The organism is Microbacterium sp. STF-2, assembly GCF_034650155.1.
GTDB classification, from domain to species: domain Bacteria; phylum Actinomycetota; class Actinomycetes; order Actinomycetales; family Microbacteriaceae; genus Microbacterium; species Microbacterium maritypicum_A.
This window is the reverse complement of the sequence record NZ_JARKMW010000001.1, coordinates 436,849-458,502: the sequence shown is the minus strand read 5'-3', so window position 1 is coordinate 458,502 and position 21,654 is coordinate 436,849. Positions and strand designations below refer to the sequence as shown.

At 68.1% G+C, this 21,654-nt stretch carries 20 protein-coding genes; 6 read left to right on the top strand and 14 right to left on the bottom strand.

From position 1 onward, the window contains the following. Window positions 1–23 precede the first annotated feature (23 nt). Window positions 24–782 (bottom strand): winged helix-turn-helix domain-containing protein, encoded by a 759-nt coding sequence (locus tag MicroSTF_RS02215; protein ID WP_297553832.1) that lies wholly within the window; start codon window positions 780–782, stop codon window positions 24–26. After that, window positions 782–2,674, bottom strand: coding sequence for an NAD(P)/FAD-dependent oxidoreductase (locus MicroSTF_RS02210; RefSeq protein ID WP_322953284.1), 1,893 nt, complete (start codon window positions 2,672–2,674; stop codon window positions 782–784). Before MicroSTF_RS02210 ends, MicroSTF_RS02215 begins: the two co-directional genes overlap by 1 nt. A 213-nt stretch (window positions 2,675–2,887) precedes the next feature. On the opposite strand from MicroSTF_RS02210, the gene MicroSTF_RS02205 reads away from it, so the two are divergent. Further along, the gene (locus MicroSTF_RS02205; protein ID WP_021200632.1) at window positions 2,888–4,240 is read left to right on the top strand and encodes a DUF349 domain-containing protein; all 1,353 of its coding nucleotides are present in this window, start codon (window positions 2,888–2,890) and stop codon (window positions 4,238–4,240) included. A 64-nt stretch (window positions 4,241–4,304) separates the two neighbouring features. Beyond that, window positions 4,305–4,856, top strand: coding sequence for a type IV toxin-antitoxin system AbiEi family antitoxin (locus MicroSTF_RS02200; protein ID WP_167254070.1), 552 nt, complete (start codon window positions 4,305–4,307; stop codon window positions 4,854–4,856). On the opposite strand, the gene MicroSTF_RS02195 is transcribed toward MicroSTF_RS02200, so the two are convergent. From MicroSTF_RS02195 to MicroSTF_RS02160, 8 genes are all read right to left on the bottom strand, one after another. Next, a complete protein-coding gene (locus MicroSTF_RS02195) occupies window positions 4,843–7,095 on the bottom strand; it encodes a RelA/SpoT family protein (RefSeq protein ID WP_029259269.1) in 2,253 nt (750 codons plus the stop codon). The two genes, MicroSTF_RS02200 and MicroSTF_RS02195, sit on opposite strands and share 14 nt — an antisense overlap. Before the next feature lie 66 nt (window positions 7,096–7,161). Next, window positions 7,162–8,151, bottom strand: a complete 990-nt coding sequence (gene secF, locus MicroSTF_RS02190; RefSeq protein WP_021200635.1) for a protein translocase subunit SecF — start codon at window positions 8,149–8,151, stop codon at window positions 7,162–7,164. Then, on the bottom strand, window positions 8,151–9,899 hold the full coding sequence (secD, locus tag MicroSTF_RS02185) for a protein translocase subunit SecD (protein ID WP_322953279.1): 1,749 nt from the start codon (window positions 9,897–9,899) through the stop codon (window positions 8,151–8,153). The genes secF and secD overlap by 1 nt, the downstream gene beginning before the upstream one ends. Before the next feature lie 55 nt (window positions 9,900–9,954). Beyond that, entirely contained in the window at window positions 9,955–10,353 is a 399-nt protein-coding gene (locus MicroSTF_RS02180) for a preprotein translocase subunit YajC (protein ID WP_021200637.1), read from the bottom strand. 78 nt (window positions 10,354–10,431) lie between these two features. Continuing rightward, window positions 10,432–11,457, bottom strand: a complete 1,026-nt coding sequence (gene ruvB / locus MicroSTF_RS02175) for a Holliday junction branch migration DNA helicase RuvB (protein WP_322953277.1) — start codon at window positions 11,455–11,457, stop codon at window positions 10,432–10,434. Further along, window positions 11,450–12,073 carry a Holliday junction branch migration protein RuvA gene (ruvA, locus tag MicroSTF_RS02170; protein ID WP_021200639.1) on the bottom strand — a complete coding sequence of 208 codons (624 nt, stop codon included), beginning with the start codon at window positions 12,071–12,073 and terminating at the stop codon, window positions 11,450–11,452. Before ruvA ends, ruvB begins: the two co-directional genes overlap by 8 nt. 9 nt (window positions 12,074–12,082) lie before the next feature. Then, complete coding sequence (gene ruvC, locus MicroSTF_RS02165; RefSeq protein ID WP_021200640.1) at window positions 12,083–12,667, bottom strand: crossover junction endodeoxyribonuclease RuvC; 585 nt, start codon at window positions 12,665–12,667, stop codon at window positions 12,083–12,085. 45 nt (window positions 12,668–12,712) lie between these two features. Then, a complete protein-coding gene (locus tag MicroSTF_RS02160; RefSeq protein WP_021200641.1) occupies window positions 12,713–13,474 on the bottom strand; it encodes a YebC/PmpR family DNA-binding transcriptional regulator in 762 nt (253 codons plus the stop codon). A gap of 86 nt (window positions 13,475–13,560) precedes the next feature. On the opposite strand from MicroSTF_RS02160, the gene MicroSTF_RS02155 reads away from it, so the two are divergent. After that, entirely contained in the window at window positions 13,561–14,271 is a 711-nt protein-coding gene (locus MicroSTF_RS02155) for an alpha/beta hydrolase-fold protein (RefSeq protein ID WP_029259271.1), read from the top strand. Then, complete coding sequence (locus tag MicroSTF_RS02150; protein WP_322953272.1) at window positions 14,268–15,191, top strand: aminoglycoside phosphotransferase family protein; 924 nt, start codon at window positions 14,268–14,270, stop codon at window positions 15,189–15,191. Before MicroSTF_RS02155 ends, MicroSTF_RS02150 begins: the two co-directional genes overlap by 4 nt. Here the strand turns inward: MicroSTF_RS02150 and pdxT are convergent, their stop codons facing one another. Both pdxT and pdxS read right to left on the bottom strand, forming a co-directional pair. Continuing rightward, window positions 15,192–15,812, bottom strand: coding sequence for a pyridoxal 5'-phosphate synthase glutaminase subunit PdxT (pdxT, locus tag MicroSTF_RS02145; RefSeq protein ID WP_322953270.1), 621 nt, complete (start codon window positions 15,810–15,812; stop codon window positions 15,192–15,194). It lies immediately after the preceding gene. Then, a complete protein-coding gene (pdxS, locus tag MicroSTF_RS02140; protein ID WP_021200645.1) occupies window positions 15,802–16,695 on the bottom strand; it encodes a pyridoxal 5'-phosphate synthase lyase subunit PdxS in 894 nt (297 codons plus the stop codon). The genes pdxT and pdxS overlap by 11 nt, the downstream gene beginning before the upstream one ends. A 90-nt stretch (window positions 16,696–16,785) precedes the next feature. Here pdxS and MicroSTF_RS02135 point away from each other — a divergent pair, with 90 nt between their 5' ends. Together MicroSTF_RS02135 and pdxY are read left to right on the top strand one after the other, a co-directional pair. After that, window positions 16,786–18,093 (top strand): aminotransferase class I/II-fold pyridoxal phosphate-dependent enzyme, encoded by a 1,308-nt coding sequence (locus MicroSTF_RS02135; RefSeq protein WP_322953267.1) that lies wholly within the window; start codon window positions 16,786–16,788, stop codon window positions 18,091–18,093. Window positions 18,094–18,139: 46 nt separating this feature from the next. Next, complete coding sequence (gene pdxY / locus MicroSTF_RS02130) at window positions 18,140–18,991, top strand: pyridoxal kinase PdxY (protein WP_029259275.1); 852 nt, start codon at window positions 18,140–18,142, stop codon at window positions 18,989–18,991. An 81-nt stretch (window positions 18,992–19,072) separates the two neighbouring features. On the opposite strand, the gene MicroSTF_RS02125 is transcribed toward pdxY, so the two are convergent. Both MicroSTF_RS02125 and thrS read right to left on the bottom strand, forming a co-directional pair. Beyond that, on the bottom strand, window positions 19,073–19,627 hold the full coding sequence (locus MicroSTF_RS02125) for an HIT domain-containing protein (protein ID WP_322953264.1): 555 nt from the start codon (window positions 19,625–19,627) through the stop codon (window positions 19,073–19,075). Next, entirely contained in the window at window positions 19,624–21,549 is a 1,926-nt protein-coding gene (thrS, locus tag MicroSTF_RS02120; RefSeq protein WP_322956308.1) for a threonine--tRNA ligase, read from the bottom strand. The genes MicroSTF_RS02125 and thrS overlap by 4 nt, the downstream gene beginning before the upstream one ends. Window positions 21,550–21,654 lie beyond the last annotated feature (105 nt).

The following is a 21,654-nucleotide window of genomic DNA, read 5'->3' as shown; positions in this document are numbered from 1 at the left end:
CCCCTACCACCGATGCCCTCGGCTCACGGCTCCGATACGGCGAGGCGATAGCCCCGCTTGACGACGGTCTGGACCAGGTCGACGCCACCCAACGACTCCCGCAACCGGGCGACGGCCACCTCCACCGCCCGTCCGCTGCGCTCGCCGCCGGGAAGCTCACGACCGAGCTCCCTTCGCGAGAGCACGCGTCCGCGGGCGAGGAACAGGGCCTCGATCAGGTCCGCTGCGCCACGGGACAGCGGAAGGAAGCGCCCGTCCAGCACGACGCCCCCGCTGCGCACCTCGAGGCTTCCGGCATCGGTGCGCACCGATCCTGCACCGCTTCCGTAGTGTGCGACGACGCATCCGACGAGACCCGTCGGTCTCTCCCGCTCGACGTATCGTGCGTTCAGGCCGGCGTCCTGAAGGCGGCGAGCCTCGCGCTCGTCATCCGAGACCAGGAGCAACCGGCCCGCTTCGGCACGACGGCGATGCGCTTCGAGCGCGCCGCTCCTCGTCGCCGCGTCGATCCATGACGCGGACGACGCGGTGAAGATCACGGCGTCGGCGCCCCCGGACCCCACGCGATGCACCGCACGGTGCAGCACGCCCGTCGGGGTGGTCACCGGACGGGATGTCACGACGCGCATCACGTCCGCGCCCGCGGCGCCGAGTGCGCGGTCGAGTTCATCCGCTCCGGCGGAACGATTCCCGGCCGCAGATGCTCCTGCCGCCCTCGCCTGGGCCGAGATGATGATCCTGCATCCTGCGAGCACCGGGCGTGCCCCCGAACGCCCGGTCATCACGCGGGATTCTCGGCGCGAAGGGAGACGCCCCGCCGCGGATCGGCGCTCCGACCCCGATCCCTCCAGCCGATCGCGACCGTCGTGCCGTCACCGCGATGCGGGGACTCGGATGAACTCGGATCCGCCGATACCGCGCCGTGTGCGCGCCGCGTCGGTGACGCGGAGTTCGGGTCGGCTCCGTCCGGCAGAGGGGGCGAGGACGCGAGGCCCGCGGCGGTGAGGCCATGCCGCAACCGCGCCTGCTGGTCGTGGGAGACGCCCTGCAGTTCGATCCGGGAGTCGACGATCCGCAACGTCAGGCCCAGGTCCTGCGCAAGACGCCCGATGTCGACGAGATGCCCCGGCGTGAGCTCCGTCCCCGTCACCGCCGACAGCCGCACTCGGCTCCCCTCCGATCGGACCGGGCCCGTGTGCGAATCGAGCCCCTCCTGTGCGCCGCGCGTGCTGAGCGGAGAGCGCTCCGCCGCCAGTTCCGCGAGCGCGCGTGCCACAGCCAGGGTGCAGCGCTCGCACTCCGGGTCCCGCCCGAAGCGGGCTCCGACCGCGCTGAACGTGAACGCCTCGTCCGCGCGGAGCACTGCCAGGAGCTCCTGCGACGACATGCCGATGTGCACGCAGACCGCACGGGAGTCGTCGGGATGCGCTGCCCGGCGCAGTTCGGCAGCGAGCTCGCCACGCGCCGGTCCACCGACGAGCCGACGAAGAACGCCAAGACCGCTCGTATCGCCCATGAGAATTCCGCCGAGGAGCGTCTGCGCATCGTCGGTGAGCACGAGCTTTCGGTAGACACCGGTGCCTCGCGAGCGATGCGTGACGACCTCGACGGCGTCGGGATCGGCGTCGCGCGTCGCCGGCTCGCCGAAGCACGCGAGATCGACGCCCGCGATGGTGCGGTGCACGTCTCGTCGGTGCCCGCCGAAGCGTTCCCCTCCCCCGAGCAGACGCGCGGCCGCCACCTCCGCCATGGCATATGCGGAAGCGGCGGCGTCGACGCAGCGTCCGTCGACGCAGGCCGCCTCACCGATCGCGAGGATGCGCGGATCCGATGTCGTGCAGCGATCGTCGACGATCACTCCTCCCTGCGGGTGCACGTCGAGTCCGGCATTGCGCGCGAGTTCGTCCCGAGGTCGCACGCCGACGGTGAAGACGACGAGGTCGGCGCGTTGGAAGGTACCGTCCTGGAACTCGAGCGCCGTGACGGCTCCCGAGTCGTCCGGATCGAGCCGCGTCGTCCTGGTTCGAGTGCGGACAGCGATGCCCCGTTCTTCGAGGGCGCCGCGCAGGACGTCTGCTGCAGCTTCGTCCAGCAGGGAGGGAAGGAGACGATCCGTGTACTGCACGATCGTCGCGCCGATTCCGGCGTCGTCGAGCGCTGCAGCGGTCTCGATTCCGTGCTGCCCGCCACCGATGACGACGCCTCGCAGCGGACGGCCGAGGGCACGCGATCGCGAATCGACGAAATCCCGCACCGACTCCGCGTCCTCGATGGTGCGCAGGACGAAGCAGCCGGGGAGGCGAGCCCCTGACACCGCCACCCGGCCCGCGAACGACCCGGTGGCCAGCACGAGCACGTCGTAGGAATAGGAGCGTCGGGATCGTGTGCGCACCACCCGCGCCGACCGGTCGATGCGGAGCACGCGGTCGTCACGGATCAACCGCACACGGTCGTCGCGGAACACCGTTCGGTCGAGCTGGAGATCCTCGACCTCCCGGCCGGTGAGGACACCCACGAGAGCGGATCGGTCGTACGGGCCATGTCCCTCATCGCCGATGACCGTGACCCGCACCGCCGCACCCGGGTCGCGAAGCAGGCGCTCCACGAAACGGTGCGCCGCCATCCCCGCGCCGACGACCAGGATCTCGTGCGGCGGGGAAGTCGTGTCCTTCATACTGCTCCTGTCGACCGGAAGACTGTCGTGCTCGCGACGATAGGAGCATCGTGTTTCCCGGAGATGACGGAGAATGTGTCCTGCGTCGAAAGTTCTCCTCACAGAACGGTAACGATCATCGAAGTCCTGGGACCTCACCCGCGACGCTCCGGCGTACTAGGCTGAGCCTCGTCCTTTCCGCCTCCCGCGGCCCGACCGCGCAAGGAGAATCACGTGTCTGCCAACGAGCCCACGAAGCCGACTCCCCCCGTCCCCGGCCCCCCTGCCGTACCGATGCCGCGCAAGGCGCCGACGCCGGCCGCCGTCGCGCCCGTCGCCCCGGTGCCTGCGGCATCCTCGACATCAGCGGAATGGGGTCGCGTATCCGAAGACGGGACCGTCGAGGTCAAGGAGGGCGAGGCCTGGCGCGTCGTCGGCCAGTACCCCGATGGGACTCCCGACGAGGCCCTCGCCTACTTCGTCCGCAAGTTCGATGACATCGCCTTCAAGGTGCACGCTCTCGAACAGCGTCATCAGGCCGGCGGAGCGTCGGCGAGCGATCTCGCCAAGCAGGCCTCGCACCTGATCGACGAAGCGACCGATGCCGCTGCCGTCGGCGACCTCGCCGGCCTGCGCGATCGACTCAACGCCTTGACCTCGTCCCTCTCCGAGGCGACCGAGCAGGAGGCACAGCACGCCAAGGAGCTCGTCGACAAGGCGATCGCCGAGCGCACGGTCCTCGTCGAACGTGCCGAGGCCATCGCCGCCCGCGACCTTAGCAAGGTGCAGTGGAAGCAGGTCACGGCCGAGCTCGGCGAACTGTTCGATGCCTGGCAGGCACAGCAGCAGAACGGGCCGCGCCTGTCGAAGGGCATCTCCCAGCAGCTCTGGAAGCGATTCCGCGACGCTCGCGCCGTCGTCGACAAGCAGCGCCGCGCGTTCTACTCCGAGCTCGACGACGCGCACAAGGTCGCCCGCGACGCGAAGACCCGTCTGGTCGAGCGTGCCGAGGCACTCGCCCCGCGTGGCACGGACGGCATTCCCGCGTACCGGAACCTGCTCGACGAGTGGAAGGCATCGGGCCGCGCCGGCCGCAAGGCCGACGACGCTCTCTGGGCGCGCTTCAAGGCTGCCGGCGACGCGCTCTACGCCGCCCGCGCCGAGCAGGCCGCCGCAGAGGAAGCGGATTCCGCCCCGAAGATCGAAGCCCGCGAGGCGCTCCTCGAAGAGGCGAAGGCCGTGGCCGACGAGTCGAACATCAAGCGTGCCCGCGCTCTCCTCACCCGCATCCAGCGGCAGTGGGACGAGATCGGTCGCATCTTCCCTCGGGAGAAGGAACGTGCGCTCGACGACAAGCTCCGCGCCATCGAACAGGGGCTCAAGGGCCGCGAAGACGTGGACTGGAAGAAGAACAACCCCGAGACCAAGGCTCGCGCGAACGACATGAGCTCGCAGCTGCTCGAGGCCATCGAGAAGCTCGAGGCCGAAGTCGCCGCGGCAGAGAAGTCGGGCGACAAGAAGGCGGCCAAGGCGGCAACGGATGCCCTCGAGGCACGCCGCGCGTGGCTCAGCGCCCTCGGGAGCTGACCCGTTCTCCACAGGTGGCTCAGCACTGCTGAAGAGACGGGGTGCACTACGTCAGACTGACGTGATGCACCCCGTCTTCCTGTATGTCCCCGGCGATCGGCTGAGCCTGTCCGAACTCAGCGCCGCGCGGATCGACGGCCATGTGGTCGAGGTCGGCGAGGTCTACGTCCCGGCTGACCTCATCGAAGGGCCGGATGTCAGGGCAGGCGCAGTCGGGTCCCTCGTGCAACCGGGAACCGCAGCCGCGGGTCCGACTGCTGCCTGGATCCACGGCGCCGGTGACACCCCGCCCGTCGTGCACCATGTGCGACGCTGCGTCGAGAGACGGATCCGCGCGACCACCAGCGCACGCCTCGTGTTCCACGACACCGTGCTGCCGGCGTCTGACGTGCAGGTGCTCGGCGGAGTCCGAGTGGCGCGGCCGGAACGGACGATGCTCGATCTCGCGACGGCTCTCCATCGCGACCCCCGGATGCTGACCTGGATGGAACGACTCGCGCTGGTGTTCCCCGATGCCCCGGCGGCCGCAGCCGACGTACTGCGCGGCATGAGCCGCGTTCCGGGAAGCAGAGCGGGATCGGCGGTGCTCGAGAGACTCGCCCTCAGGAGGAGGTGACGCGGTAGACGTCGTACACGGCATCGATCCTGCGTACGGCGTTGAGCACACGGTCGAGGTGCACCGCATCGCCCATCTCGAACACGAACCGGCTCAGTGCCAGACGCTCGTCGGTCGTCGTGACCGTCGCCGACAGGATGTTGACGTGGTGCTCGCTCAGCACGCGGGTGACGTCGGAGAGCAACCCGGAGCGGTCGAGCGCCTCGACCTGGATCTGCACCCGGAACACGCTCTTGGTGGTGGGCGCCCACGACACCTCGACGAAGCGGTCCTGCTCCGCACCGAGGGCCTTCACGTTCACGCAGTCCGCCCTGTGCACGGAGACACCACTGCCGCGGGTCACGAATCCGACGATCTGGTCCCCGGGGACCGGGGTACAGCACTTGGCGAGCTTCACGAGGATGTCGTTGGCTCCGCGCACGAGCACGCCCGAGTCGCCGGATCGCGGCTCCCGGGTCTGGACGCTGCCGGGAAGGTCGATGGCACCGGTGGTCGGATCGTTCGCCGCGACGAGAGCGGTCACCTTCTCCAGCACCGACTGCGTGGACACGTGGCCTTCACCGACAGCGGCGTAGAGCGCCGAGACGTCTTCGTAGTGCATGCCCCGCGCCACCTCGGTGAACGAGTCATGGCTCATCAGGCGCTGCAACGGCAGGTTCTGTCGGCGCATCGCGCGCGCGATGGCCTCCTTGCCCTGCTCGATCGCCTCTTCGCGGCGCTCCTTCGTGAACCACCCGCGGATCTTGTTGCGGGCGCGGGTGCTCGCGACGAAGCCGAGCCAGTCCTGGCTGGGACCGGCATCGGGGTTCTTCGAGGTGAAGACCTCGACGACGTCACCGCTCTTGAGCTCGGACTCCAACGGCACCAGGCGTCCGTTGACCTTCGCGCCCATCGTGCGGTGCCCGATCTCGGTGTGCACGGCATACGCGAAGTCCACGGGAGTGGCGCCGGCGGGGAGTCCGATCACCCGCCCCTTCGGCGTGAAGACGTAGACCTCCTTCGCGCCGATCTCGAACCGGAGCGATTCGAGGAACTCGCCCGGATCGGCGGTCTCCGCCTGCCAGTCGGAGATGTGCGCGAGCCACGCCATGTCGGTGTCGGAGGCACGGACCTCGGTCTTGCCACCGCCGTTCATCCGCTCCTTGTACATCCAATGCGCCGCTACACCGTACTCGGCCTGCTGGTGCATCTCGTGGGTGCGGATCTGGATCTCGACGGTGCGGCCGGCGGGGCCGATGACGGTGGTGTGCAGCGACTGGTAGAGGTTGAACTTCGGCGTCGCGATGTAGTCCTTGAAGCGGCCGGGCAACGGGGTCCAGCGCGCGTGGATGGCGCCCAGCACCGCGTAGCAGTCGCGCACGGAGGCGACCAGGACGCGGATGCCGATCAGGTCGTAGATGTCGTCGAACTCACGCCCGCGGATGACCATCTTCTGGTACACCGAGTAGAGCTGCTTCGGACGCCCGACGACCTTGCCGCGGATGCGGAGGTCGCGCAGATCCTCGTCGATCTCCTCGACGACCTGGTTGAGGTACTTCTCGCGCTGCGGAGTGCGCTGGGCGATGAGACTGTGGATCTCGTTGTAGATCTTGGGATGCAGCACCGCGAAGGAGAGATCCTCGAGCTCCGACTTGATCGCCTGGATACCGAGACGATTCGCCAGCGGAGCATAGATCTCCAGAGTCTCCTTGGCCTTCTTCGCCGCTTTCTCGGGCGGGACGAAGCCCCAGGTCCGCGCGTTGTGGAGGCGGTCGGCGAGCTTGATCAGCAGCACCCGGATGTCCTTCGACATCGCCACGATCATCTTGCGCACGGTCTCGGCTTGGGCGCTCTCGCCGTACTTGACCTTGTCGAGCTTGGTGACGCCGTCGACGAGCATCGCCACCTCGTCGCCGAACTCGGCGGTGAGGTCCGTCAGGGCATAGCCCGTGTCCTCGACGGTGTCGTGCAGCAGTGCGGCCGCGATCGCCCGTGGGCCGAGTCCGAGCTCCGCGAGGATCTGCGCGACGGCGAGCGGATGCGTGATGTACGGCTCGCCGCTCTGCCGCTTCTGCCCCTCGTGCTTCTCCTTCGCGACGGCGTAGGCCCGTTCGATGACAGAGAAATCACCCTTCGGGTGATTCGCGCGGACCGTGCGGATCAGGTTGTCGAGATCGTTGATCCTCGACGCGCGGGAGAAGATGCGGGGAACCAGCCGTCGCAGACTCGAGCCCTGCGATGACGTCTGCGGTTCCGCCATCTACTCACCTCCTGATCGATCAATCCTACGCGTGCTGTGCGGGACCGGGCCCGCTGAGGAACCCGATCAGACCTCGACAGCCGCCCTGCTGCGAGCCTCGCGGATGCGGGCGTCGCGGGCTTTCAGCTGCGGCTCGTTCTCGCGGAACAACGAGTAGAGCGGAGCAGCCACGAAGAGCGTCGAGTAGGTCGCCACCAGGATGCCGACGAAGATCGACAGCGAGATGTCGGTGAGCGACTCCGCACCGAGCCAGAAGGCGCCGATGAAGAGCACCGCGCCGACCGGCAGCGCTGCGACCACAGAGGTGTTGATGGAACGCACGAGCGTCTGGTTGACCGCGAGGTTCACCGACTCCCCGAACAGCCGGGCGGACTTCTCCCCGTCTTCCGTGGTGTTCTCCCGGATCTTGTCGAACACGACCGTGGTGTCGTACAGCGAATACGCCAGGATCGTCAGGAAGCCGATCACCGCGGCGGGCGAGATCTCGAAGCCGGCCAGCGCATACACGCCCACCGTGATCACCAGCACGTCGAGAAGACCGATGATGGCGGCGGCCGACATCTTCCACGTGCGGAAGTAGATCGCGAGGATCAGGAACGTGAGGGCCAGGAAGATCGCGAGGCCCCACAGGGACTGCTTCGTGACGTTCTCACCCCACGCGGGTCCGATGAACGACGACGTGACGTCGGAAGGATCCACACCATAGGCCTCTGCCAGAGCTTCGCCGACCTGCTGGGTCTCGGCCGCACTCATCTGGTCGGTCTGGACGCGCACGTCCTTGCCGCTGACGACGACGACCTTGGTGGCGGCCCCCGGTACGACCGACTGCACGGCGGTGGTGGCGGTCTCCTGGTCGAGGCTGTCCGGTGCCTGCACCGTGAACTGCGATCCGCCGGTGAACTCGATCGAGAACTGGATCGGACGAATGAGCGGTACGAGTGCCGAACCGACGACGAGGGCGATCGCGATGATGAACCACAGCCGGCGCTTGCCGACGAACGGGAAAGACGTCTTGCCCGAATAGAGGTTGTTGCCGAACTCATTCATGGAAGGCATCAGGCGTCTCCCTCACTTCCGGCGTTGGTGGGTTTGTCGCCCGCGAGGGCCTCGGCACGTTTACGTTCGGCGATGGTCTGTCGACGATCCGCCTCACCGCGCGAGCGGGCGTTCTTCGCACCCCGACCTGCGGATGCAGTGGTGACCTCGCGATACTGCGACCGGCTGCGGTACACGGCACCGAGCGCTTCGGGGTCGAGACCGGAGAGCTTGTGTCCGCCGCCGAAGAAACGCGTGCGAGCGAGCAGCTGCATGACCGGGTGCGTGAAGATCACGAAGATGAACACGTCGATGAGCGTCGTGAGTCCGAGCGTGAACGCGAATCCCTTCACCGTGGCGTCGGCAAGGATGTAGAGCACGAGCGCGGCCAGGATGTTGATCGACTTGGAGATGTAGATCGTCCGCTTCGCGCGGCCCCAGCCGTCCTCCACCGCGGCGGTGATGGACTTGCCGTCACGGAGCTCGTCTCGTATTCGCTCGAAGTACACGATGAACGAGTCCGCCGTGAAGCCGATGGAGACGATCAGACCGGCGACTCCCGCGAGCGAGAGCCGGAAGCCGATGCGCCACGCCAGGATGCAGATGATGATGTAGGTCAGGATCGCCATCACCGCGATCGACGCGATGATCACCGACCCGAGCGCTCGATAGACGATCAGGGAGTAGATCGCCACCAGCGCGAGACCGATGAGCCCGGCGATCAGACCGATCTGCAGCTGCTGGGTGCCCAGCGTCGCCGAGATCGTGTCCGAGCTCTGGACCGTGAAGCTGAGCGGAAGGGCACCGAACTTGAGCTGGTCGGCCAGGGTGGTCGCCGACTCCTGCGTGAAGCTGCCCGAGATGCTGGGGCGCCCGTCGAGGATCTGCCCGTTCATGCGCGGGGCGCTGATCACGTTGCCGTCGAGCACGAACGCGAACTGGTCACGCGGGGTGAGACCGTCGATGCGGTTCTGGTTCAGCCGCGTGCTCACCTTGCCGAACGCATCGGCACCATCGGCGTTCATCGTGAGCTGGACGAGCCATGCACCCGACTTCGGGTCGCGGCCGGCTGCGGCATCGGTGATCGCGGTGCCGTCGAGCTCGGCCGGTCCGAGGAGGTACTTCGCTGACCCATCGGCCGAGCACGCGATGAGCGGCTCGTCCTTCGGCGCCTTCGCGGCGTCGTTGTCCGGGTTCGCGCAGTCGTACGCCTGGAACTCCGCTGCCAGCTTGTCCGTCACCCAGGAGAGGTCGCTCGCGTCGGTCGGCTCGGCCGTCGGCGTCGAGTTGAGTCCCGGGTCCGGGCTGGGGTAAGGCGTGGAGTTCCCGTCCTCGCCGAAGAACTCGTTGGTCGCCGCCGTCGTGTACAGCACGGGCCGGAACTCGAGCTGCGCGCTGGACTGGATCCGCTCCCGTGTCTGCGCGTCCGCCTCGCCAGGGATCTGGACGACGATGTTCTGGCCGCCCTCGGTGGTGATGTCCGCCTCCGCGACGCCGGAGGCATCGACGCGCTGACGGATGATCGCCGCCGCCTGGTCGAGCTGTTCGGAGGACGGCGCCGCGCCGTCCTCGGTCTCCGCGCTCAGAACGATCTGCGTGCCGCCCTGCAGGTCGAGGGCGAGCTCAGGGGACCACGAGCTCGCAGCCTCCCCGTTGCTGTCCTTGAAGACGTAGACGCCCAGCGCATTGATGCCGAAGAGCACGCCCGTCACGAGGAGCAGGCCGAGAAGGACCCGCCAGGCGTGACGGACGGGAGAGGATGAAGCCACGTGTGTTCAGCTTTCTGGAAGGACGGAGATCCGAGCGGCCGTGTCGGCCCCGGGCTTACTTGTCGTCGGCGTCGCGCTCGAGGCGGGCGCGGGTCTCCTCGGGGGTCTCGACGGCCGGAGCGATCGACTCGTCGGCGACCGACGGGTCGACGACCTCATCGGCCGGAGCGTCGACGATGGCGTCCTTGGGCTCGACGACGCGCAGGATGGCCTGGCTGTGGACGTCGATGATGGTGCCGGGAGCGATCTCGACGAGTGCCGGCGTGTCGAGGTCCTCGGGGTCGTAGGAGACGATCGTCCCGTAGATGCCTCCCTGAAGGAGCACCTTGGCGCCCGGAACGGTCTTGGTGGCCTTCTCCTCCTGCTCGGCCTTCATCTGCTTCGTGCGCTTGCGCGTGTTGAAGATCATGAAGACGAGGAGGACGGCGAGAAGGCCGAAGAGCAGGAATTCCATGGGCATGGGGGAAGCGCCTTTCTCAGGTGCACGCTCCAGCCTTTGGGCGCGCGAAGGTAACCGGGAAGTCTTCAGTGATTATAGGTCATCCAACTTCAGCATCCCGTCCGGATGCGGGACGCCCAGATGCGAGTACGCCTCGGGCATAGCCACGCGACCCCGCGGAGTGCGCCCGAGGAAGCCGATCCGCACGAGATACGGCTCCACGACGCTCTCCACCGTCTCCGCCTCCTCGCCGACGGCCACCGCGAGCGTGCCGAGCCCGACCGGGCCGCCACGGAACCGCCGGACGAGCGCTTCCAGGACCGCGCGGTCCAGGCGGTCCAGGCCGATCGGGTCGACGTCGTACAGCTCCAGAGCCGCGCGCACCTCGCGGATCGTGGCCACTCCCCCCGTGTGCACCAGGGCGTAGTCGCGCACGCGGCGGAGCAGGCGGTTCGCGATGCGTGGTGTGCCCCGCGAACGCCGGGCGATCTCGGAGAGCGAGTCGGTCGGCAGATCCACACCGAGGACCGCAGCCGACCGGGCGATCACCTGCTCCAGCTCCGACTCCTCGTAGAACTCGAGGTGCCCGGTGAATCCGAAGCGGTCGCGGAGCGGGTTGGGCAGCAGCCCGGAGCGCGTCGTCGCGCCGACCAGGGTGAACGGCGAGAGCTCGAGCGGGATACTCGTGGCCCCCGCGCCCTTTCCCACCATGATGTCGATGCGGTAATCCTCCATCGCGAGGTAGAGCATCTCTTCTGCGGAGCGCGCCATGCGGTGGATCTCATCGATGAAGAGGACCTCGCCGGGGACCAGGCTCGACAGCAGGGCGGCGAGGTCACCGGCATGCTGGATCGCCGGGCCGCTCGAGAGACGCAGCGGACGCTCGCTCTCGTGCGCCACGATCATCGCGAGCGTCGTCTTGCCGAGTCCCGGGGGGCCCGCCAGGAGGATGTGATCAGCGGGACGGCTCTGGATGCGGGCCGCTTCCAGGAGCAGCTGCAGCTGACCGCGGACCTTCTGCTGTCCGACGAACTCCCCCAGGCTCGTCGGGCGCAGGGCGCCCTCGATCGCGAGTTCGGTCTCGTCGGACGGCTCACTGGCGTCGAACGGATCAGACACGCGCCTGGCCTCCCTGAGCCGGCCCGAGAAGGGCGAGAGTGCGTCGGAGCAGCGCGGCGACCGATGCACTCTCCGCCTCGGTAGCCTCTGCCGCGGTCTGGGCTGCGGCTTCCGCGGCCACCTTCTCCGACCAGCCGAGGCCGACGAGCGCTGCGGCCACCTGCGTCACGACGTCCGTGCCTCCCGTGGCGGCGGCCGGCCTCGACGGCGCGGCGAAGGCCTGCACCTTGCCGGCGAGCTGCAGCACGATGAGCTTGGCGGTCTTGGGACCGATCCCGGACACCCGCCGGAACGGGGCGTCGTCTTCGGCCGTGACGGCTTCGGCGATCTGATCACCCGTGAGGTGCGAGAGCACACCGAGCGCCGACTTCGGACCGACGCCGGTCACACCGATCAGCAGACCGAAGATCTCCAGCTCACCCCGGTCGGCGAAGCCGAACAGCGACAGCGAGTCCTCGCGGACGATGAGACTGGTGTGCAGCAGGAGCTTCTCCCCCACCACGGCCGTGTGCGCCACATCAGTGGGGACGGCGACGGCGAATCCGACTCCGCCCACGTCGATGACGACCTGATCGGATGTCGCGTGCAGGACGACACCGTGCAGAGAGGAGATCATCCCCTCAGCCTAAGGCGTCGCTCGTAGGTATGTTCGACCGACACGCTTCTCGGCATCGGCCCAGGCCTGTTGCGCCGGAGTCAGCGCTCCCTGGCCGGGAGATGCAGCGCCTCCGCGTCGCCAGGCGTGGCACAGGGCGATCGCCAGGGCGTCGGCCGCGTCGGCCGGCTGCGGGAGCGCGTCCAGCCGCAGGATGCGGGCGATCATCGTCTGCACCTGCCGCTTGTCCGCCGCGCCGTATCCGGTGACGGCCGCCTTCACCTCGCTGGGGGTGTGCGTCGCCGCGGGGAGCCCGGACTCGGAGGCGATCAGCAGCGCGACGCCGCTGGCCTGCGCCGTGCCCATCACCGAGTGCGTGTTCTGCTGAGCGAACACACGCTCGACGGCCACCGCATCCGGGCGATGCTCGGCGATCACGGCACGGATCCCGGCGGCGACGATCGCGAGGCGATCGCCGGGCTCGGCATCCGGGGACGAGCGGATCACCCCCACGTGCACCAGCGTTCCTCGACGCGAGCCGTCGACGTCGACGACGCCGACACCGCACCGGGTGAGCCCGGGGTCGATGCCGAGCACGCGCAGAGAGGAGGTCACTTCCCCAGGCTAGGCCGCGGCACCGACATGGACCGTCCGGCGCGCCTACGCCTCGTCGTTCTCCAGCTCAGCCTGCACCTCGGGGGTGAGGTCGAAGTTCGTGAACACGTTCTGCACGTCTTCGCTGTCTTCCAGAGCGTCGATCAGACGGAAGATCTTGCGAGCGGTGTCGGCGTCGATCTCGACCTTGAGGTTCGGAACGAACTCGACGTCGGCGGATTCGTAGTCGATACCCGCCTCCTGGAGCGCGGTGCGCACGGCCACCAGGTCGGTGGCTTCGGTGATGACCTCGAAACCCTCGGCATGCGGCTCGATCTCCTCGGCGCCGGCCTCGAGTGCCGCCATCATGACGTCGTCCTCGGTGGTGCCCTCGGAGCCGACGACGATGACGCCCTTGCGGCTGAAGTTGTAGGCGACGCTGCCCGGGTCCGCCAGCGTGCCGCCGTTGCGGCTGAGAGCCGTGCGCACCTCTGCGGCCGCGCGGTTCTTGTTGTCGGTCAGACACTCGATCATGAGAGCGACACCATTGGGTCCGTAGCCTTCATACATGATCGAGAGGTACTCGACGGCCTCGCCGCCGATGCCCGCACCGCGCTTCACCGCGCGGTCGATGTTGTCCTTGGGGACGGAGGTCTTCTTGGCCTTCTGCACCGCGTCGAAGAGCGTCGGGTTGCCCGCAAGGTCGGGCCCGCCGAGCTTCGCGGCGACCTCGATGTTCTTGATGAGCTTGGCCCAGGACTTCGCGCGCCTGGAGTCGATGATGGCCTTCTTGTGCTTCGTGGTCGCCCACTTGGAATGCCCGGACATAAGTCTCCGCTCGTCGTATCCGCGTGAGCTCGCACTCAGCGCGTCGTCCAGTCTAACGAACCGCGCAAGTGGAGCAGGATGGATGCATGCGCCGATCGCGACACATCACCCCTGCATCCCATTCGTCGGACGTGCATGACGGCGAGCCGTCACCGGCCGACTCCTTGCGGTATCTGGTGCATCTGCCGAACGACTACGAAACGGATCCGGACAGGCTCTGGCCCCTCGTGCTGTTCCTGCACGGTGCGGGCGAACGAGGATCCGACGTCGATCTCGCCGCGGTGCACGGGCCGCCGAGGCTGGCAGATGCCGGCCACGAGTTCCCCTTCATCCTCGTCACACCGCAGTGCCCCGAATCGAGTCAGTGGGTCGCCGAGCTCACGACGTTGTCCGTGCTGCTCGACGAGGTCGCCGCGGCGCACCGCATCGATCCCGCCCGCGTAGCCGTGACCGGACTCAGCATGGGCGGGTTCGGGACCTGGAGCCTCGCCGTGCGCTACCCCGATCGGTTCGCGGCGATCGCCCCGATCTGCGGAGGACTGTGGATGCAGAGCGCTGCCCCTATCCGCGCCCTGCCCACGTGGGCGTTCCACGGCGACGCCGACGACGTCGTGCCGATCTCCGCGACGGAGCAGATCGTGGCGGAGCTCAGATCGCTCGACGCCGACGTGCGGTTCACGCGCTATGCGGGCGTCGGTCACGATTCCTGGACCGAGACGTACGCGAACCCCGAGCTCTACAGCTGGCTGCTCTCCCACCGGCAGAACGATCACGACACGGAGCGGGCGGCACCATGAAACCGGGAGCGGACCGCCTCCGACCAGCCTGGAGTGCCCTCCCCGCTTCGCTGCGCACGCAGATCGTCAGTGTGATCGGTGGCGACTTCGTGGGGGACGAACCCGCTCATGGCGGCTTCAGCGCGTCCTATGCGGGCGTCGTGACGACCACCGCCGGTCACGCTTTCGTCAAGGCCTGCGGCGCAGACTGGCACGCGGACTCTCTGCACTTCCTTCGCGAGGAGTTGCGCACGCTCGCACATCTGCCGCCATCTGTCGCCCCGCGTCTCCGTGGCGCCATCGACGACGCCGTCGGTACCGCGCTCGTGATCGAGGCCATCGACGGACGCCATCCCGGCCGACCCTGGACGACCGAGGACCTGCATTCCGTGGCACGGGCCCTCCGCACCCTGTCGACCACCCCCGCGCCATCGGCGATGCCCCGCGCGGAGGACGGCATGATCCCGGGTTTCACACGATGGCGCGAGATCGCAGCGGATCCACCGCTCCTGGAGGCTCTCCCCCACGGCCTGTCCAGCCGCGTGCGCGCGCTCCTCTCGATCGAGGACTGCTTCCAGGACGCGCTGCACGGCGACGTCATCGTGCACGACGACGTGCGATCCGACAACATCCTGATCAGCGACGGGCGCGCCCATCTCCTGGACTGGCCACACGCGCGACGAGGTGCCGCGTGGATCGATCTCCCCTGTCTGCTGCCGAGCGTCGAGGCGTCCGGGGGGCCGTCCTGCGAAGAGGCCTGGGCCATCTTCGAAGAGCACGGCGCGCCGCCTCAGGCTGCACTGCTCCCCGTCATCTCGGCGTTCGCGTCGTTCCTCTGGTATCAGCAGGCGCAGCCCGAGATCCCTCAGCTTCCGGGCCTCCGCGAGTTTCAGCGCGCACAGGCGGATCCGGCTCTGCGCTGGCTCGCCACACTGATCTGATCACACCTGCGGCGGTGCCGTCACTCCTCGACGTGCTTCCACCCGTGCGAGGAAGCGCTGGTGAAAGCGCTTCTCCCCCGTGATCTCGGGGTGGAAGCTCAGCCCGAGCAGATTTCCCTGCTCCACCGCGACCACGCGGCCGTCGGACAACTCAGCCAGCACCTCTGCACCCGGGCCGACCGATTCGACCACGGGACCGCGGATGAATGCCGCGGAAACGGGTTCGTCCCCGAAGGCGGGAACATCGAGCACAGCCTCGAACGACTCGACCTGACGGCCGAAGGCGTTCCGGCGCACGACGACGTCGAGTCCACCGAATGACTCCTGGCCGTCGATCGCGTCGACGATGTCATCGGCGAGCATGATCAGTCCCGCGCATGTTCCCAACACCGGCATCCCCGCCGCGATCGCGTCACGGATCGGCTGCTGCATGCCGAAGATGCGGGAGAGCTTGTCGATCACGCTCGACTCGCCGCCCGGGATCACGAGTCCATCGACGGAGGAGAGCTCGTCGGGTCGACGGACCAGGACCGCATCGGCACCCAACTGCGCGAGCAGGGCGGCGTGCTCTCGCACGTCGCCCTGCAGCGCGAGGACGCCGACGCGGGTCTTACCAGCCACGCTCGGCGAGGCGGTGCGGGGCCGGGAGATCGCTCACGTTGATGCCGACCATGGCCTCGCCCAGTCCGCGCGAGACCTCGGCGATGACCTTGGCGTCGTCGAAGAAGGTCGTCGCCTTGACGATCGCCTTCGCGCGCTCAGCCGGGTTGCCCGACTTGAAGATGCCCGATCCGACGAACACGCCGTCGGCACCGAGCTGCATCATCATCGCGGCATCCGCCGGGGTCGCGACCCCGCCGGCGACGAACAGCACGACGGGGAGCTTGCCCGTCTCGGCGATCTCCGCCACGAGCTCGTACGGCGCCTGCAGCTCCTTCGCGGCGACGAAGAGCTCGTCCTTGGGCAGCGCCGTGAGCGCGGCGATCTCGCCGCGGATCTTGCGGATGTGCTTCATCGCCTCGGAGACGTCGCCGGTGCCGGCCTCGCCCTTGGAGCGGATCATCGCCGCCCCCTCGTTGATGCGACGCAATGCCTCGCCGAGGTTGGTCGCTCCGCACACGAACGGAACCGTGAAGCCGTACTTGTCGATGTGGTTCACGTAGTCGGCCGGCGAGAGCACCTCGGACTCGTCGATGTAGTCGACACCGAGCTCCTGCAGCACCTGCGCCTCGACGAAGTGACCGATGCGCGCCTTCGCCATCACGGGGATGGAGACAGCATCGATGATGCTGTCGATCATGTCGGGGTCGCTCATGCGGGAGACCCCACCCTGCGCGCGGATGTCGGCCGGGACGCGCTCGAGCGCCATCACGGCGACCGCGCCGGCGTCTTCGGCGATCTTCGCCTGCTCTGCCGTGACGACGTCCATGATGACGCCGCCCTTGAGCATCTCGGCGAGGCCGCGCTTGACGCGCGCGGATCCGGTGGTTGTCTGCTCTGCCATGGGGAACTCCTGTCGGATGCACCGAAGTCGGTTTTGATCTAGATCAAACATAGCACTGTCCGATTCGACCTAGAATCGCTGAGGAGGACCATGAGCGACCAGATCACAGGCACCACCGCATCGGACATCGCCGACAGCGTGCGTTCCCTGCGCGACCGCGGAATCCTCCAGGCCGGTGCGGTGCTCCCCCCGGTGCGGGAGTTGGCTGCCACCCTCGGCGTCAATCGGAATACTGCCGTCGCCGCCTATCGACAGCTCGCGCAAGCGGGCCTCGTGATCTCCCGTGGGCGCGCCGGAACCGTCGTCGCCGGGATCGAGGCCGTGGCTCAGGAGGGCTATGCCCCCGACACCGTGCTCCGCGACATCGGCACGGGGAACCCCGATCCGCGCCTCATCCCCGACCCGGCGCCGGCGCTCATGACCATCGCGTCCCGTCCCGTCCTCTACGGCGAGCCCGTGATCGACCGCGGTCTCGAAGAGTGGTCCCGGCACTGGATCTCGACCGACCTCGACGACGTCGACTTCCGCATCACCGTGACCAGCGGCGCCGTCGACGCCGTCGAGAGGCTGCTCGCCCAGGCGCTCATGCGTGACGACGCGGTGGCTCTGGAAGACCCGTGCTTCCTGGCGAGCATCCACACCGTGCGCCTGGGCGGATACCGGGCCGTCCCCGTGCCTGTCGATGCCGAGGGGATGACGGTCGACGGCCTGCGTTCCGCGCTGGAGGCCGGTGTCCGCGCCATCATCTGCACCCCGCGCGCTCAGAATCCGACCGGCGCGAGCCTCACCGCCTCGCGTGCCGCCGACCTTCGTGCCGTGCTCGCCGACCACCCGTACGTGCTGATCATCGAAGACGACCATTTCTCGATGCTGTCGCAGCGACCCTACGAGTCCCTCATCGGCCCCGACCACCGCCGTTTCGCCCTCGTGCGCTCGGTGTCGAAGTTCCTGGGACCGGACATGTGCCTGGCCATCGCCGCCACCGATCCGGAGACCGCGGAACGCCTCGCGATGCGGCTGAGCCCCGGCACCACCTGGGTGAGCCATCTCCTTCAGCGACTCGCCCTCACACAGTTGACCGACGATGCGGTGATGGCCGAGGTCGCCGCCGCCGCCGCGCACTACGCGCAGCGCAACGCGGCGTTCGCCGCGCGACTGCGTGAGAGCGGCGTCGATGCGACGGTGTCCGACGGCATGAGCCTGTGGATCGAATTCCCCCGGCCCGCGCGGACCGTCGCCGACCGGCTCATGCGCCGCGGTTGGCTCGCCCGCACCGGAGACGACTTCGCGCTCGATGAGAAGGCCGGGCCGTCGCATCACCTGCGCCTGACGGTGCACGACCTCTCGGACGACCAGGCCGAATCACTGGTCGCAGACCTCGTCGCCGCCGGGCGATGACCATCCGTCGCGGGCGCCGGCCCGCCCTGAACGAAAGAGTCGGAGAATGAAGATCCTCTCCATCCAGTCAGCCGTGGCCTTCGGACACGTGGGAAACTCCGCCGCCGTGTTCCCTCTGCAGCGCATCGGCGTCGAAGTTCTCCCGGTCTACACCGTGAACTTCTCGAATCACACCGGCTACGGCGCCTGGCGCGGACCGATGATCGCTCCCGACGATGTGCGCGAGGTCATCACGGGCATCGAGGAACGCGGCGTCTTCGGCCAGATCGACGCCGTCCTCAGCGGCTACCAGGGCGGAGAGGGCATCGGCGACGTGATCATCGACGCCGTCGCGCGCGTCAAGTCCGCGAACCCGAACGCCGTGTACGCCTGCGACCCGGTCATGGGCAACGCGAAGTCGGGTTGCTTCGTGGCGCCGGCCATCCCGGTGCTGCTGCGCGAGCGCGTCGTTCCGGTCGCCGACATCATCACGCCGAACCAGTTCGAGCTCGGCTTCCTCACCGACACCGAGCCCGACACGCTCGAGTCCACGCTCGCCTCGGTCGATCTCGCGCACGCGATGGGTCCGCGCACCGTGCTCGTGACGAGTGTCGAGCGCCCCGACCGCGAAGAGGGCACGATCGAGATGCTCGCTGCCGACGGGGAGGGCGCCTGGCTCGTGCAGACCCCGCACCTGCCGATGAAGGCGAACGGCTCAGGAGACGTGACCGCAGCACTGTTCACCGCCCACTACGTCGAGACGGGCAGCGCGAGGATCGCGCTCGAGCGCACGGCATCCAGCGTGTACGACCTGCTCAAGGCCACGCTCGAATCCGGTGAGCGCGAGCTGCAGCTCGTCGAGGCACAGGAGTTCTACGCGAACCCGCAGATGCAGTTCACCGCCCGCCAGGTGCGCTGAGGCCCGTACTCGCTCTCGCCGCTCCCCCGCTCGACGGATGCCCGCCGGACGGGTGGGCGGTGAGGGACGAAGCCGTCGGCCTCAGTGGTCGGATTCCGGCCAGGCCGCTGCCACGGCCTCGCGCACCTCGCCGAGGAGCTGGGGAAGCGCCTTGGTCTTCGCGATGATCGGGAAGAAGTTCGCGTCCGACGTCCAACGCGGCACCACATGCTGGTGCAGGTGGGCGTCGACGCCGGCACCGGCGACCGCGCCCTGGTTCATGCCCAGGTTGAAGCCGTCGCATCGGGATACGTCCCGCAGCACCCGCATCGCCGTCTGCGTCAGCGCTCCGATCTCGGCGACCTCTTCCGGCGTCGCCTGGTCGTAGGTGCCGATGTGGCGGTACGGGCAGACCAGGAGATGTCCCGAGTTGTAGGGGAAGAGGTTCAGCAGCACGTAGGCCGTCTCGCCGCGGGCGACGACCAACCGCTCGGCATCCGGGAACTTCGGGGCCTCGCAGAACGGGCACTCCTGGCGCAGCGGCTCTGGCCCCGCCTGGATGTACGCCATCCGGTGCGGGGTCCACAGCCGCTGGAACTCGTCCGGTACGCCGGCGAGACGTCCGGCGTCCTCCAGCGGCTGCTCCCCTTCGGTCACGCCAGGTCCCCTGCCTTCAGCACGAGCGCGTGCGAAGCGATGGCGGCGTTGATCCGGCGCACCGCGTCCGCGACCGGGACGCCGTTCTCCTGCGTGCCGTCGCGGAAGCGGAACGACACCGTCCCCGCGGCACGATCCTGTTCGCCGACGATGAGGATGACGGGCACCTTCGCCGTCGTGTGGGTGCGGATCTTCTTCTGCATACGGTCATCCGAGTGGTCGACGTCTGCCCGGACGCCCGCAGCGCGCAACTGCCCGATGACGTCGTCCAGGTAGTCGCCGTACTGCTCGGCGACCGGGACGCCGACCACCTGGCTGGGTGCGAGCCAGAGCGGGAAGTCGCCGGCATAGTGCTCGAGGAGGATCGCGAAGAAGCGCTCGACAGAGCCGAGGAGTGCGCGATGGATCATCACCGGCCGGTGCTTCTGCCCGTCGGGTCCGGTGTACTCCAGTTCGAAGCGCTCCGGCTGGTTGAAGTCCAGCTGGATGGTCGACATCTGCCAGGTGCGGCCGATCGCGTCACGCGCCTGGACGGAGATCTTCGGCCCGTAGAAGGCCGCACCGCCGGGATCGGCGACGAGTTCGAGCCCGGACTCGATCGCGACCTCACGCAGCGTGTCGATCGCCGTCGACCACTGCTCCGGCTCGCCGAGGAACTTCGGGTTCCCCTCCTCGTTCGTCGACAGTTCGAGATAGAAGTCGTTGAGGCCGTAGTCGCGGAGCAGGTCGAGGACGAGGTTCAGGTTGGTGGTGAGTTCTTCCTTGACCTGGTCCTGCGCGACGTAGATGTGGGCGTCGTCCTGCGTCAGACCGCGCACTCGGGTCAGTCCCGACAGCGTGCCGCTCTTCTCGTAGCGGTAGACCGTCCCGAACTCGGCCAGACGCAGCGGCAGCTCGCGGTAGGAGCGCCCGCGCGAACGGAAGATGAGGTTGTGGAACGGGCAGTTCATCGGCTTCAGGTAGTAGTCCTGACCCTGGCGGGTGATGTTCCCCTCCTCGTCGACGATCTCGTCGAGGTGCATCGGCGGGAACATGCCGTCGGCATAGGTCTGCAGGTGACCCGACGTCATGAAGAGATCCTTCTTCGTGATGTGCGGGCTGTTCACGAGGTCGTACCCGTTGCGCAGCAGGTGCTTGCGCAGATTCTCCTCGATCTCGTAGCGGATGATGCCGCCCTTGGGATGGAACACCGCGAGTCCCGAGCCGATCTCGTCGGGGAAGGAGAACAGGTCCATCTCCGCACCGAGCTTGCGGTGGTCGCGGCGCTCCGCCTCGGCGATGCGCTCCTGATAGGCACGCAGCTCGTCCTTGGTCGGCCATGCCGTGCCGTAGATGCGCTGCAGCTGCGGGTTCTTCTCGCTGCCGCGCCAATACGCGGCGGCGATGCGCGTGAGGTCCCAACCGTTGCCGATCATGCGCGTGTTGGGCAGGTGCGGGCCGCGGCAGAGGTCCTTCCAGACGACCTCGCCATCACGGGTGGTGTTGTCGTAGATCGTCAGCTCGCCTTCGCCGACCTCGACGGAGGCGCCCTCTGCGGCTTCCTTCCCGCCCTTGAGACCGATGAGCTCGAGCTTGAACGGCTCGTCCGCGAGCTCGGCCCTGGCCTCGTCGTCGGTCACGACACGGCGGACGAAGCGCTGTCCCTCGCGGACGATGCGCTGCATCTCCTTGGAGATCGCCTTGATGTCCTCAGGCGTGAACGGGGTCTCGACCCCGAAGTCGTAGTAGAAGCCGTCGGTGACGGGCGGGCCGATGCCGAGGTTCGCCTGCGGGTTGATGCGCTGCACCGCCTGCGCCAGCACATGGGCTGCCGAGTGACGGAGGATGTTCAGCCCGTCCGCACTGTCGATGGTGACCGCATCGACCACATCGGTGTCGGTCACGGTCGTGGCGAGATCCTTGAGGTCGCCGTTGACGCGCATCGCGACGACGTTTCGGTCAGTGAACAGGGCGAAGCCGTCATTCGGCCGGGCGTTTTCAGGCACAGAAACTCTCCATCTGGGTCGATACCCAGGTTACTCGCATGA